General features: G+C 70.2%; 13 protein-coding genes. All 13 read left to right on the top strand.

Going from position 1 to position 14,122, the window contains the following annotated elements:
• Positions 1-335: 335 nt before the first annotated feature.
• The 13 genes from Manayef4_RS16855 to hypE all read left to right on the top strand — a co-directional run bounded on the left by Manayef4_RS16855 (position 336) and on the right by hypE (position 13,591).
• On the top strand, positions 336-746 hold the full coding sequence (locus Manayef4_RS16855; RefSeq protein WP_070132213.1) for a hydrogenase maturation nickel metallochaperone HypA: 411 nt from the start codon (positions 336-338) through the stop codon (positions 744-746).
• Positions 698-1,561, top strand: a complete 864-nt coding sequence (gene hypB, locus Manayef4_RS16850) for a hydrogenase nickel incorporation protein HypB (protein WP_070132212.1) — start codon at positions 698-700, stop codon at positions 1,559-1,561. The genes Manayef4_RS16855 and hypB overlap by 49 nt, the downstream gene beginning before the upstream one ends.
• A gap of 188 nt (positions 1,562-1,749) precedes the next feature.
• On the top strand, positions 1,750-3,324 hold the full coding sequence (locus Manayef4_RS16845) for a hypothetical protein (protein WP_070132211.1): 1,575 nt from the start codon (positions 1,750-1,752) through the stop codon (positions 3,322-3,324).
• Positions 3,321-3,926, top strand: a complete 606-nt coding sequence (locus tag Manayef4_RS16840) for a hydrogenase maturation protease (RefSeq protein WP_011436374.1) — start codon at positions 3,321-3,323, stop codon at positions 3,924-3,926. The genes Manayef4_RS16845 and Manayef4_RS16840 overlap by 4 nt, the downstream gene beginning before the upstream one ends.
• On the top strand, positions 3,923-4,987 hold the full coding sequence (locus Manayef4_RS16835) for a hydrogenase expression protein HypE (RefSeq protein WP_011436375.1): 1,065 nt from the start codon (positions 3,923-3,925) through the stop codon (positions 4,985-4,987). Before Manayef4_RS16840 ends, Manayef4_RS16835 begins: the two co-directional genes overlap by 4 nt.
• A gap of 93 nt (positions 4,988-5,080) precedes the next feature.
• Entirely contained in the window at positions 5,081-6,874 is a 1,794-nt protein-coding gene (locus Manayef4_RS16830) for a nickel-dependent hydrogenase large subunit (protein WP_011436376.1), read from the top strand.
• Positions 6,867-7,442: a NifU family protein gene (locus Manayef4_RS16825; RefSeq protein WP_070132210.1), complete on the top strand. Its 576-nt coding sequence runs from the start codon at positions 6,867-6,869 to the stop codon at positions 7,440-7,442. Before Manayef4_RS16830 ends, Manayef4_RS16825 begins: the two co-directional genes overlap by 8 nt.
• Entirely contained in the window at positions 7,439-8,122 is a 684-nt protein-coding gene (locus tag Manayef4_RS16820) for a DUF5947 family protein (protein ID WP_011436378.1), read from the top strand. The genes Manayef4_RS16825 and Manayef4_RS16820 overlap by 4 nt, the downstream gene beginning before the upstream one ends.
• A gap of 27 nt (positions 8,123-8,149) precedes the next feature.
• Entirely contained in the window at positions 8,150-8,362 is a 213-nt protein-coding gene (locus Manayef4_RS16815) for a hypothetical protein (protein WP_023841716.1), read from the top strand.
• A gap of 179 nt (positions 8,363-8,541) precedes the next feature.
• Positions 8,542-10,989: a carbamoyltransferase HypF gene (hypF, locus tag Manayef4_RS16810; RefSeq protein WP_254665699.1), complete on the top strand. Its 2,448-nt coding sequence runs from the start codon at positions 8,542-8,544 to the stop codon at positions 10,987-10,989.
• A gap of 7 nt (positions 10,990-10,996) precedes the next feature.
• The gene (locus tag Manayef4_RS16805) at positions 10,997-11,299 is read left to right on the top strand and encodes a HypC/HybG/HupF family hydrogenase formation chaperone (protein WP_011436380.1); all 303 of its coding nucleotides are present in this window, start codon (positions 10,997-10,999) and stop codon (positions 11,297-11,299) included.
• The gene (gene hypD, locus Manayef4_RS16800; RefSeq protein WP_070132209.1) at positions 11,296-12,522 is read left to right on the top strand and encodes a hydrogenase formation protein HypD; all 1,227 of its coding nucleotides are present in this window, start codon (positions 11,296-11,298) and stop codon (positions 12,520-12,522) included. Before Manayef4_RS16805 ends, hypD begins: the two co-directional genes overlap by 4 nt.
• The gene (hypE, locus tag Manayef4_RS16795; protein ID WP_011436382.1) at positions 12,512-13,591 is read left to right on the top strand and encodes a hydrogenase expression/formation protein HypE; all 1,080 of its coding nucleotides are present in this window, start codon (positions 12,512-12,514) and stop codon (positions 13,589-13,591) included. The genes hypD and hypE overlap by 11 nt, the downstream gene beginning before the upstream one ends.
• Positions 13,592-14,122 lie beyond the last annotated feature (531 nt).

The following is a 14,122-nucleotide window of genomic DNA, read 5'->3' as shown; positions in this document are numbered from 1 at the left end:
CGAGAGAGCCATGAGTCCCCCTTTTTCGGTCGGATCGGACCGAGGCGGCCACGGCGAACCATCCTGCTGACGGTGTTCCTTGCCGCCACCCCTGCCACCAGCAAGATTGGTGCGGAATATATTCTTTTGCGCAGTCTTGTCGTCTTTATGGAGAAGGGGATATCGAGAAGGGGAGGCTGTCAGCGCGATGACGACGGCCATGATCTGTCAGGCCGCCCGAGAGGACTGTCCCCGACACCGGGCGGTAGTCCCCGACCCCGGGCGGGTAGGGAGACCGACGGGCCGGCCGCGAGCGGGGTGCTCTGTGGGGCTGCCCGGGCCCCGAGGAGCCGTGGATGCACGAGCTGGCGATCACCCAGAACGTCGTGGACACGATCGTGGAACGGATCGGGGYAGCGCGGGCCACGGCGGTTCACCTGGTCATCGGGCGGGTGTCCGGCGTCGTGCCCGACTCCGTCCGATTCTGTTTCGACCTGGTGGCAGCGGGCACGCCGGTCGAAGGCGCTCGCCTGGAGATCGACGAACCGCCGGGCCGTGCCCGTTGCCGGCGGTGCGGCGCCACGTTCGAGGCCGACGATCGCCTGCTCCTGGTGCTCTGCCCGTGCGGCAGCGCCGACGTCGAGGTGGTCGGTGGCGACGAGCTGATGATCGTTACGGTCGAGGTGACACCCGTGCCGAGCGGCGGAGGTGATGTGGGATGTGTGGAACCTGCGGGTGTGACGACGTCGCGGCGCCGCCCCGGCTGACCTCCCTCGACGGGGTCGACCCCGTCGACCCCGTCCTCGTCGGTCCCGGCCCGGCGCTTGCCGGCCACGCGCCTGACGGGGGGACCACGTCGCGCACCGTGGTTGTCGAGGAGCGGATGCTGGCCAGGAACGACATGCTCGCCGAGGCGAACCGCCGCCGCCTGCTCGCCCGTGACGTGCTGGCGATCAACCTGATGGGCTCGCCGGGATCGGGCAAGACGACGCTGCTGGAGCGGACCGTCCGCGAGTTCGGCGTGGGCGTGCCGATCGCGGTGGTTGAAGGTGATCAGGAGAGTATCCGCGACGCCGAGCGCATCCGGTCCACGGGCGCTCCCGTCGTCCAGATCAACACCGGCCGTGGCTGCCACCTCGATGCGGCCATGATCGACTGTGCGCTGCGTGAGCTCGAACCAGCAGAGGATTCGATGGTGTTCATCGAGAACGTCGGCAATCTGGTCTGCCCGGCGCTGTTCGACCTGGGCGAGCGAGCCCGGGTGGTGCTGATGTCCGTCACCGAAGGCGAGGACAAGCCGACCAAGTATCCGCACATGTTCGCGGCTGCCGATCTCGTCCTGCTCACCAAGTGCGACCTGCTGCCCTACCTCGACGTTGAGGTCGCGCGGTACGAGGCGCAGGTTCACCGGATCAATCCCCGGGTCGACGTACTGCGCGTCCGCRCGACCCCGGGATCGGGGCCGGGTCTGAGGCCGGGGCCTGGCCTGGGCCAGTGGTACGCCTGGCTGCGCGCCGAGCGGGGTGCYGAGCGGGGTGCCGGCCACCGCCCGCGGTCGAGCGGGCCGTCTCACGGTGTTTGAGGCCGCGGCACCCGGGCAACCCGTCGAAGAATAGCTACGAGTGTTCTCGTAACTGCATATAGCCATAATGCGTAGTTACATGTGGTTACAGTACGGTGGGCATCGTCCCCAGGGGTGGTGCCACGGCTCCGCCGAAGGGGGACTGTCATGCTGCTCGCGGGTTCGTCCTGTCCTGGGCATCGCTCGCCATGACGGCGCCCAGTGCGCGGACCACCCTTCACGTGGACGTGGGGGCCGGCACCGGTGCCGACGAGGCCGGTGGGAGCTGTCCCGMCGGTTTCGCGTCGGCCCGTGCAGTGGCTGACGCGGTGCTGTACGAGGGCTATCTGCTCTATCCGTATCGCCGCTCCTCGGGCAAGAACCGGATGCGGTGGCAGTTCGGGGTGCTCGCGCCGCGGCGTTGGGTCGAGGCGGGTGGGCCGGTTCCACGGACCGTCGCCGGATCGACGGATGCGTGGTGCCAGCAGACCGACTGTCTTCTCGAGCTGTCCCCGACCGCCTCGGTTGTCGTCCGGCTGCGCTTTCTGCAACTCCAGCGCCGTTCGGTCGAGGTCAGAGGGGCCGACGGTGCGTTCGGCGAGGTCGACGCGCTGAAGGCGGACGGCGCTGCTCGGCTGAGTTTCGACGAGGCGGTGCCGCGCGAGGCCGGTCTCACCCTCGACCTGGCCGACCTGGCCGACCTGGCCGACCCGGCTGTGCGGGGCCGGTCGGCGGAACAGGCTGATCGTGGAGAGTCGTTCAGCCTGAGCCTGCCCGGTGGCATGGAGATCGAGCCGTTGGATGATCGCGGCAACCCGGCGGGCCGCGACGTTGGGCGCGGCGGTGCGGCTCGGGTGGTTCGCCGGCGGTGGCCGGTCTCGGCGACGGTCCGGGTGTCCGTGACGCGGGCTGCGGCTCCCTTCCGGCTGTACCGGCTGCGCCTGGTCGTCGAGAACACGGTGGCGGACGTCCCCGCCGGCGCCGCGCGACCGATGGCGCTGCGCCGATCGATGATCGCGACACACAGCCTCMTGGGTGCGTGCGGGGGACGGTTCCTCTCGCTGCTCGATCCGCCGACCTGGGCCGCCGGGGCGACACGGGAGTGTGAGAACATCCACACCTTCCCCGTTCTCGCCGGTGCCGACGGAGCGCCGGACGTGATGCTGTCCTCGCCGATCATCCTGTACGACCATCCCCGGATCGCCCCCGAGAGCCCGGGTGACCTCTTCGACGCCACCGAGATCGATGAAATCCTCTCGCTGCGCACKCTGGCTCTGACCGACGACGAGAAACACGAGGCTCGGGCGACCGATCGCCGCGCYGCGGAGATTATCGACCGGGTCGACGGGATCCCGCGGGACACACTCGCCCGCCTGCATGGCGCCGTCCGGTCGCTGCGACCGGTTCCGTCGGTCGGGGCCGCGCCGGCCGGCGTACCGGTTGCCGCCGCGACCACGCGATGGTGGGAGCCGGAGGCGGACCGGTCGGTCCGTCCGGACAGTGACAGTGTTTCCCTGGACGGCGTGATGATCGCTAAGGGCAGCCGGGTCCGGCTGCATCCCCGTGACCGTGGAAGCAGCTGTGGAAGCGACGCGCACGACATGTTTCTCAGGGGGCGCGAGGCCCGGGTTCAGGCCGTCTTTCTGGACGTTGACGGCGCCTGGCACGTCGCGGTGTCCCTGGACGACGACCCGGCCGCCGAACTGCACCGGTGGTACGGCCGTCATTACTACTTYGCACCCGAGGAGCTGGCACCGCTCACCGACGGACCGGGTGCGTCATGATCGGGCCGGCGCCCACCCGCGTGGGTCCGCCCGCGGGTTCCTCCGCGGGTCCACCGCGCGTCCTCGTCGCCGGGATCGGCAACGTGTTCCTCGGCGACGACGGATTCGGGGTGGAGGTTGTGCGCCGCATCGACCCGGCGGACCTGCCGGCCGGGGTGGACGTCGTCGACTACGGGATCCGCGGCGTGCATCTCGCCTATGAGCTCCTCGACGGCCGGTACGACGTGGTGATCCTCGTCGACGCGGTCCCGTCGACCGATCCACCGGGGACTCTCGTGGTGCTCCGGCCCGAACTTGACGGGGCCGGCGTCAACGACATTCCCGTTGACGACATCCCCCCCGTCGATGACATCCCCCTCATGGACGCCCATGGCATGTCTCCCGACGTGGTYCTGCGGTTGCTGCGGGGCCTCGGTGGCGATGTCGGCCGAGTGCTGGTCGTCGGCTGCCGACCCGCCGTCGTCGAGGAGCGGATGGGACTGTCCCGCGCCGCGGGGGCTGCCGTCGGCGACGCGGTGCGGCTCATCGCGCAGATCGTCCGAGACCCCGGCTCGTGGGGTCCATCCCCAGCATCCGCCAGTAGGAGGGAGGGGCCGAGATGACGGCCACGAACCCGCAGTCCGGGAGCTCGCGACGCGGCGGTTTCGACGAGGTGCACATCCTCTGGATCTCCGAGGGGATGAGCTGCGACGGCGACACGGTGTCGGTGACCGCGGCCTCCCAGCCAGCGATCGAGGATGTCGTCACCGGGCTCGTGCCGGGGTTGCCGACGGTCCATCTGCATAACAAGGTGCTGTCGCCGACCGTCGGCGGGGAGGAGTTCCTGGCCCCGTACCGAGCCGCGGCCCGCGGTGACATCGAGCCGTTCATCCTCGTCATCGAGGGCTCGATTCCGAACGAGAACATCCACGGCGACGGGTACTGGACGTCGTTCGGGAACGATCCGGACACCGGCCAGCCGCTGACCCTGAACTGGTGGATCGACCGGCTGGCACCCAGGGCGTGGGCGGTCGTCGCGATCGGCACCTGCGCCGCGTACGGCGGGATCCACGCGATGGCCGGCAACCCGACCGGGTCGATGGGCCTTGCCGACTACCTGGGCCATGACTTCACCTCCGCCGGCAACCTGCCGATTGTCAACGTCCCCGGCTGCCCGGTTCAACCGGACGACTTCATGGAGACGCTGACCTGGGTGCTTTACCACGCGGCGGGCACGGCACCGCCGCCACCGCTGGACGACCAACTCCGACCCCAGTGGATCTTCGGTCGGACCGTGCACGAGGGCTGTGACCGGGCGGGCTACTACGAACAGGCCGATTTCGCGAAGGACTACAACTCGCCGAAGTGTCAGGTGAAGATTGGYTGCTGGGGTCCGGTGGTGAACTGCAACGTGCCCAAGCGCGGGTGGATGGGCGGGCTGGGCGGCTGCCCGAACGTGGGCGGCATCTGCATTGCCTGCACGATGCCGGGATTCCCGGACAAGTTCATGCCGTTCATGGACATGCCGCCGGGAGGGAGCCTGTCCTCGCGCGCGATCAAACCCTACGGGTCGTTCATCCGCAGGCTGCGTGGCATCACCAATGCGACGGCGAACACCGAGCCGAAGTGGCGGCACAACCGGGAGCTGCTGACCACCGGCTACGACCCGCATTACCGCCCCTAGGACCGGGCCGGAGCCCACGTCGGCGAGACGGCAGGCGGGGCGGCACACCCGGTCTGTCCGGGCCGGGCCCAGCGATGCCGGAGGGAGTGTGCGATGACGACGACCAGGCAGTCGAGAACCGGGGAGAAGCCCGCCCAGATCGTGGAGATGGCGTGGGACCCGATCACGCGCATCATCGGCAACCTCGGGATCTACACGAAGATCGACTTTGCCAACCGGCGGGTCACCGAGTGTCACAGCACCTCGTCGCTGTTCCGCGGCTATTCGGTGTTCATGAAGGGCAAGGATCCGCGGGACGCGGGTTTCATCACCAGCCGCATCTGCGGCATCTGTGGGGACAACCACACCACCTGCTCGGTCTACGCCCAGAACATGGCGTACGGCATCGCGAACCCGCCGATGGCGGAATGGATCATCAATCTCGGAGAGGCCGCCGAGTACCTGTTCGATCACACGATCTTCCAGGACAACCTGGTGTTCGTGGACTTCTGCGAGGCGATGGTCAAGCAGACCAATCCCGGCGTGCTGGCCCGGGCAGAGGCCACCGCCGCACCGAACGCGGCCGTGCACGGGATGCGGACTATCGCTGACATCATGCGTTCGTTCAACCCGTTCGAGGGGGAGATCTACCGGGAGGCCCTCAAGGTTAGCCGGATCACCCGMGAGATGTTCTGCCTGATGGAGGGCAGGCACGTGCACCCCTCCACGCTGTATCCGGGCGGGGTCGGCACGATGCCGGAACCGACGGTGTTCACCGACTACCTCAGCCGGCTGATGGAGATCCTTGATTTCGTCAAGAAGGCCGTCGCGTTGAACGACGACCTGTTCGACTTCTGGTACGAGGCGCTGCCCGGTTACGAGGAGGTCGGCCGCCGCCGGGTGCTGCTGGGCTGCTGGGGCGCGTTCCAGGATCCGAACGTCGTGGACTACCGGTACGAGAACATGACCACCTGGGGCCGGGCGATGCACGTGACACCCGGGATCGTCGTCGACGGCGATCTGCTGACCACCGACCTGGTGGAGATCAATCTGGGTATCCGGATCCTGCTGGGCAGTTCCTTCTACCAGGACTGGGTGAACGAGGAGCCGTTCGTCACCCGGGATCCGCTCGGAAATCCGGTCGACATGCGCCATCCGTGGAACCAGACGACGCTGCCGGTGCCGCAGAAGCGGGACTTCGGGGAGAAGTACAGCTGGGTGATGAGCCCGCGGTGGCTTGACGCCCGCAGCGGCGAGCATCTCGCCCTGGATACCGGGGGAGGGCCCTTCGCTCGGCTTTACACCACGGCACTCGCCGGACTGGTGAACACCCCCTACGTCACCGCGACCGGGGGCGCGGTGAACATCTCGCTGCCGCGCAGCCGCACGCTGCCCGCCGTCGACCTGCAGTGGAAGCCGCCGGCCTGGTCGAACGCGATCGAGCGGGACCGGGCCCGTGTCTACTTCGTCGCCTACGCGGCGGCGATGGCGCTGTACTTCCTCGAGCAGGGCATGGATCGGGTGCGCTCGGGTGACACCCGGGTGTTCTGCGACTTCGACGTGCCGGACGAGACGATCGGCTGCGGTTTCCACGAGGCGGTGCGCGGCGTGCTGTCGCACCACATGGTGGTGCGCGACGGCAAGATCGCAAATTATCACCCCTACCCGCCGACGCCGTGGAACGGCAGCCCCCGCGACTTCTTCGGAACTCCGGGCCCCTACGAGGACGCGGTACAGAACATGCCGATCTTCGAGGAGAACGGTCCGGAGGGGTTCAAGGGCGTTGATGTGATGCGGACGGTGCGCAGCTTCGACCCCTGCCTGCCCTGCGGGGTGCACATGTATCTCGGTCGGGGCCGCACCCTGCGCACGGTGCAYTCGCCGATGTTCGGGGCCAGCCATGGTTGATCCGGACGGCGCGGGTGGGCACCGGCTCGACGATCTCGCTGTGCGGGGCCGGCTCGCCCACCTCGACGAGGTGCTGGCGCAGGTGGAGCGCATTCCGGGGCCGAGTGGTGAGCTGGCGATCGACGCGGTGGCAACACTCGCGGCGGTGTACGGCGAGGCGCTGGCCCGAGCCGTCGGATACGCGTCKGGAGCCCCGGAGGTGCTCGCCGCGTTCACCGGCGACGAGCTGCTCGACCATCTGCTCGTCCTGCACGACGTCCATCCTGAGCCGGTCGGGGCCCGGGTCGCGCGGGCGATCGAGCAGCTTCGACCCGCAGTCCGGGACCGGGGTGGGGAGATCGAGCTGAGTGGGATCGAACGGGGGGTGGCCGAGGTCCGGCTGACCCTCGGCGGGTGTGGCTCGACCTCGGCGGGGGTCACCGAGGCGGTTCGCCAGGCCGTGCTCGYCGTCGCGCCGGAGCTGTCCGACGTCCGGCGCCTACCCGCGCCGGGTGAACCCGAGCGGACCGCCTTCGTTCCCCTCGACACCGTGCTCGCCCGGCCCGTCGCCGACGGGGTGGGTCCATGACGGCCCCGATGTCCCCGACGGCCGACGGCGCGTTGCGGCGGCTTGTGCGCGCCGCGACCGACCGCGCCGGCGCGGCCGAGGCCCGCTGCGACATGTGCCGGACCGCCGTGCCGGCGGAGCATCGGCACATCCTCGACGAACAACGCGACGAGCTGCTCTGCGCCTGCCAGGCGTGCGCGCTGCTGTTCGACCGGGAGGCGGCCGGACGTGGGCACTTCCGGCTCGTTCCCCGGCGACGGCTGCGGCTTCCCGCACTCGACGCGGACGAGCTGGGTACCCCGGTGGGGTTGGCGTTCTTCGTCGTCGGGACCGACGGCTCGGTCAGCGCCCGCTATCCCAGCCCGATGGGCGCCACCCGCTGGGGCGTCGCGCCCGGCACGTGGCGCGGCATCGTGCGGCGCTGCCCGGCGCTGGGTGACCTGACACCGCTGGTCGAGGCGCTGCTGACGAACACTACCCACGGCCGCCACGAGCACTGGATCGTTCCCGTCGACGACTGTCACCGGCTCGTGGCGGTCATCCGGCGGGAGTGGAGGGGCCTGTCCGGAGGCCTGCGCGTGTGGCCGGCGATCGACGGGTTCTTCGCCGATCTCGGCCGCCGGCCCGCAAGCCCGGTGCGGGCCGCACGGCCGGTGCATCTTACGGGCCAGGGCCGCGCTGGCCCCGCGGGGCGGGGCTGAGAGGAAAGAGAGGGAGGGCAGGACGAGATGGCCGAGATCCGGGTCGGTAAGCCCGACGTCGCGCCGGACGCCACCGCGCACGTCAAGGGGGTTGCACAGGGCAACGCGACCGGTTCGTACCGATGGCAGGTGGGGCACCACGCCGATGGCAGCGCCGACGCTCGGCGCTCCACCGGCGTCCGACCGAAGAGGCGCAATCCCGTCGCGCCGAGGAGCATGCCCAACCTGCCGCCGGGGTAGCGCCCAGCAGGCGGCGCACCACCCGAAGCCCGCGGACACGCGTGGGAAAACGGTACCGAGGAGGTGGACATGAGTAGTCGCAAGCTGGTGCTGGCGACAGTCGGCGTGGCCGGTGCCGTCGGCCTATTCTGGAGGGAGTATCCGGCCCTCGTCCGATACATCAGGATCGAGAAGATGTGATGGCGGACGGCACGGCGGGCCGCATGACCCGGCCGGTGCTCTCGGTGGGCGGGGCCGGTGAACCGAGCCGGGAGGCCGGCCCAGGCGGCCGGGCCCGGCGACGGTTCGTCGTCCAGGGGCTGGTCCAGGGGGTCGGCTTCCGGCCGTTCGTCCACGCCGCCGCGACGGAGCTGGCTCTGACCGGCTGGGTGCGCAACGACACCGGCGGCGTGGTCGCGGAGGTCGAGGGAACCCCCGGCGCAGTCGAGGACTTCGCCCGCCGGCTTCGCTGCGACGTGCCGCCGCTGGCCATGGTCGAGCGGGTCGTGACCACGGAACTTCCGCCCTGCGGCGGATCCGGCTTCGCGATCGTCCGATCCCGGCCGGCCGCGGGTGGGCGTACGGCGGCGGCCCCCGACGTGGCGACATGCCCGGATTGCCTGCGGGAACTGGCCGATCCCGCGGACCGGCGTTACCGGCATCCGTTCATCACGTGCACCAACTGCGGACCCAGGTTCAHGATCATCACCGACCTTCCCTACGACCGGCCGGCAACGACGATGGCCCGGTTCGCCATGTGCCCCGTGTGTGAGCGGGAGTACTCCGATCCGGCCGACCGACGTTTCCATGCCCAGCCGATCGCCTGCCCGGCGTGCGGACCGCGCCTGGAGTTCGTGTCGCCGTTGGGCGCGCCGCGGACCGGCGAGGACGCGCTCGCCGCGGCGCGGCGGCTGCTCGCCGACGGTGGCGTCCTGGCGGTGAAGGGGGTGGGCGGCTACCACCTCGCCTGCGTCGCCACCGACCCGACGGCGGTGACGACCCTGCGACGCCGCAAACGGCGCGGCGGCAAGCCGTTCGCCGTCATGGTCCACGACCTGGCTGCGGCCCGGGCCCTGGCGCATGTCGACGAGCGGGAGGCGGCCCTGCTCACCGACCCCGCTCGGCCCATCGTGCTGGTGCGCCGCCGTCGCGACGGCCGTCCCGCGCTCGCCGACTCCGTTGCCCCGGACAACCCCGATCTCGGTCTGCTGCTGCCCTACACGCCGGTGCACCATCTGCTGCTCGGCCTGCCAGGCGAGCCCGTGCCCCTCCATCGAACCGTCGGCACCGCCGGATGRCCGCCGTTGGTGATGACCTCCGGGAACCTCGGCGGCGAGCCGATCGCGGCCGAGGACACCGACGCCCTGCGCCGGCTCGCCCCGCTTGTCGATGRCTGGCTGCGCCACGACCGTCCGATCCGGGTGCCCTGCGACGACTCCGTTGTCCGGGTGGTCGATGGTGCCCCGTCGCCGGTACGCCGCTCGCGTGGCTACGCGCCGTTGCCGGTGCCGCTGCCGTTCGAGGTGCCCCCGACGCTGGCCGTCGGGGCCGACCTCAAGAACACCTGCGGCCTGGGCGCGGGCCGGTCGGCCTGGCTCAGCGGGCACATCGGGGACATGGACGACCTGGCCACCCTGCGCGCCTTCGACGCCGCCGAGCGGCACCTCGAGCACCTGACCGGCGTCACCCCCCGCCAGCTCGTCACCGACGCGCATCCGGGCTATCGGTCGCGCCAGTGGGCTGTGCGGCACGCCGCCGGCCGACCGATACGGACCGTGCAGCATCACCATGCCCATGTGGCCGCGCTGATGGCCGAGCACGGCCTCGACGGCACCCGGCCGGTGGTGGGATTCGCCTTTGACGGGACCGGCTACGGCCCCGACCGGGCCGTGTGGGGCGGCGAGGTGCTGATCGCCGACTACCGCGGGTTCCGGCGCTTCGCCCACCTGGGCTATGTGCCGCTTGCCGGTGGGGACGCCGCGGTTCGGCGGCCCTGCCGGATGGCGCTCGCCCATCTGCACGCCGCCGGAGTCCGCTGGGATCCCACCCTGCCGCCGGTCGTCGCCTGCCCGCAGCCGGAGCGGCGGGTGCTGACCCACCAGCTGGCCAGCGGGCTGGGCTGCGTGCCGACCTCCAGCATGGGGCGGCTCTTCGACGCGGTCAGCTCGCTGCTCGGCATCCGTCACGAGGTCGACTTCGAGGCGCAGGCGGCGATCGAGCTGGAGGCCCGGGCGCRCACCGCGGCCGGCGGCGGCGCGGACGACCGCGAACGCCACGCGTTCGCCCTGCGCGGGCAGGGGCTGGGCAGGCCGCTGATTATCGACCCGGCGCCGGTCATCCGGGCGATGGTGAGGGATCTGTCGGCCGGGCTCGCCGTGGACATCGCCGCGGTCCGTTTCCACACAGCCGTCGTGGCGATGATCGTGGACCTCGCCCGGCGGGCACGCGGCGAGGTGGGCCTTGACCTGGTCGGACTCACCGGCGGGGTCTTCCAGAACGCCGTTCTGACGACGGCTGCATCCAGGGCACTGCATGCGGGGGGCTTCACGGTGCTGCGGCATGCGCGGGTACCTCCGAATGACGGGGGGATCGCTCTCGGYCAGCTGCTCGTCGCCGCAGCGCGGGAGAAGACGCGGGAAAAGGGGTGAGGAACAGGTGTGTCTCGCGGTTCCAGGACGGGTGGTGGGGATCGAGGAACGCCACGGGGCCCGGATGGCCGAGGTCGATTTCGGGGGTGTGCGCAAGGACGTCTGCCTGCAGTACCTGCCCGAGGTCATGGTCGGCGAGTACGTGATCGTGCATGTGGGGTTCGCGATCCAACGGCTGGACGAACGCTCGGCGGTGGAGTCGCTGGCCACCTTCGCGCGGATGGGACTCCTGACCGAGGAGCTGGGTGACGGTGCGGCCGGTGTGAGTGCCACGGCCCGCGGGGCCGGCGAGGAGGGGGTGACGCGGTGAGGTATCTGGAGGAGTTCCGGGATCCGGAGCTGGCCGGTCGGCTGCTGGAACAGATCCACGCGACGACGACTCGCCCATGGTCGATCATGGAGGTCTGCGGTGGGCAGACTCACTCGCTCATCCGGCACGGTATCGATCAGCTTCTGCCCGAGGGCATCGAGATGATCCACGGCCCCGGCTGCCCGGTGTGCGTGACCCCGCTTGAGATCATCGACAGGGCGCTGGAGATCGCCGCACGGCCGGGCGTCATCTTCTGCTCCTTCGGCGACATGCTGCGGGTRCCGGGGAGCGATCGGGACCTCTTCCGGGTGAAGAGCGCGGGCGCCGACGTCCGGGTGGTCTACTCCCCGCTGGACGCCCTGACGATCGCCCAGCGCAACCCCGATCGGGAGGTCGTGTTCTTCGGGATCGGATTCGAGACCACCGYGCCGGCCAACGCGATGACGGTCTTCCAGGCGAAACGGCTCGACTTGGGCAACTTCTCCCTGCTGGTGTCGCACGTGCTGGTACCGCCGGCGATTGCCGCGATCATGGAGTCGCCGAGCTGCCGCGTCCAGGGGTTCCTGGCCGCTGGTCACGTCTGCAGCGTGATGGGCACCGGCGAGTACCCGGCCCTGGCACGGCGTTACGGCGTGCCGATCGTGGTCACCGGCTTCGAACCACTCGACCTCCTCGAGGGCATCCGCCGCACCGTGGTGCAGCTGGAGGCCGGCCGACACGAGGTGGAGAACGCCTATCCCCGAGCGGTTCCGGCAGCCGGCAACCCGGCCGCCATCGCGATGCTGCGGGATGTTTTCGAGGTGGCCGACCGGGCCTGGCGGGGCATCGGTGTCATCCCGGGCAGCGGCTGGCGCCTGTCGCCGGCCTACCGCGACTTCGACGCGGAGCTGCGGTTTGCCGTCGCGGATGTCCACACGGCCGAGTCGTCGGCGTGCCGATCGGGCGAGGTGCTCCAAGGCCTGATCAAGCCGCATGAGTGCGCGGCCTTCGGACGGCAGTGCACTCCGCGGACCCCGCTCGGCGCGACCATGGTGTCCTCCGAAGGGGCCTGTGCCGCCTACTACCTCTACCGCCGGATGAGCACCTCCCCGGCGATTGCGCAGCCCCTGCCGGAAGCGGGACGTGCGCCGGAAGCGGGACATGTGCTGGAGGTGGGACGTGCGCTGGAGGTGGGACGTGCGCTGGAGGTGGGACGTGCGCTGGAGGTGGGACATGGTGGATGAGGCCGCGACGGCGGTGGATCCGGCCGCGTGGACCTGCCCGGCGCCGTTGGTGGAGTGCCCCACGATCGTGATGGGGCATGGCGGCGGGGGGGCGATGTCGGCCGAACTCGTCGAGCATCTCTTCCTGCCGGCCTTCGCAGCCGCCGGCGCGGGCGGTCCGGAGGACCTGGGGGATGCGGCCGTGGTCACCGTCGACGGCGCACGGGTGTCGTTCACCACCGACTCCTACGTCGTTCGACCGTTGTTCTTCCCTGGCGGCTCGATCGGTGATCTTGCGGTCAACGGAACCGTCAACGACCTGGCGATGTCCGGCGCCGAACCCCGGTACCTCTCGACCGCATTCATCCTGGAAGAGGGCACCGAGCTGACCGATCTCGGCCGGGTGGCGGATGCGCTCGGAGCGGCGGCCCGTGCCGCGGGCGTCCGGCTGGTCACCGGCGACACCAAGGTCGTCGATGCCGGTCACGGTGATGGGGTCTACGTCAACACGGCGGGGATCGGCCTGGTTCCCGACGGCGTTGACATCCGGCCCGCTCGGGCCCGGCCGGGCGACGTCGTCCTGGTCAGCGGCGAGATCGGGCTGCACGGGATCGCCGTGCTCAGCTGCCGGGAGGGCCTGGAATTCGCCACGGAGGTCCGCAGTGACACCGCACCGTTGCACGGACTGGTCGGCGCCATGTTGCGCACCGGCGCGGACGTGCACGCCCTGCGGGACCCGACGCGCGGAGGACTGGCCGCGACACTCAACGAGATTGCGCGGACCGCGCGGGTGGGAATCGTCATCACCGAACGGCATGTTCCCGTTCCCGAGCCGGTCCTCGACGCCTGCAGCATTCTCGGGCTGGACCCCTTCTACATCGCCAACGAGGGCAAGCTCGTGGCGATGGTCGCGCCGCGGGACGCCGATCGGGTGCTCGAGGCGATGCGCGCGCGCCCACTCGGCCGAAACGCGGCTGTGATAGGTACGGTGACCGCGGAACACCCGGGAATGGTGGTCGCGAGGACCGGTCTCGGCGCGAGCCGCCTGGTGGACCTCCCGGTCGGTGAGCAACTTCCCCGAATCTGCTGAATCTCTGAGCTGTTTTCGAGTCCAGGGTGGACCCGTGCATTCCGGTCCGCGCCTCCGTCGCCGAATTCGACAAGATCCCCGGGCAGGTGGAATGGTGAGGTGCATGCCTGTCGGCCTCTCGGTGGCGGGCTGGGGCTCAGGGAGTGACCGGCTGGCGCGCCGCGGGCGTCCGGCGGAATGCGGAGAGGACGTCCTCCGGACGCTCGGAGACGGGCGTCGGCGGCTCGGGATGGCGGCGATCATGGTCGGGTGGCCGGGAACGGTCTGTACGTGAACATGGTTGTAAGCGTAGACCTCTCGCCCGGCGATGTCGAACACGCGTTCGTTTCTGTGGTCGCGGCTCCGTCTTGGGGGTGTGGTCGTAATCGTGAAAGGATGACCCGTCGTTCCGCGTTGAACGTTGGTCTCAACCGAGGTAGCGTAGGCGGGTATTGGCGCGGTTGTTTCCGTCGAGGGCGAGAGTGGAGGCATCAGGCTTGCGGTCGGTTGGGGCTGTGGTGGTATGCTTCACTCTTAAGTCGTCCGGCCCGC

Source organism: Frankia sp. CgMI4 (assembly GCF_001756285.1).
GTDB lineage: Bacteria > Actinomycetota > Actinomycetes > Frankiales > Frankiaceae > Frankia > Frankia casuarinae.
The sequence above is the reverse complement of the archived record's forward strand: the minus strand, read 5'-3'. Positions and strand labels throughout refer to the sequence as shown.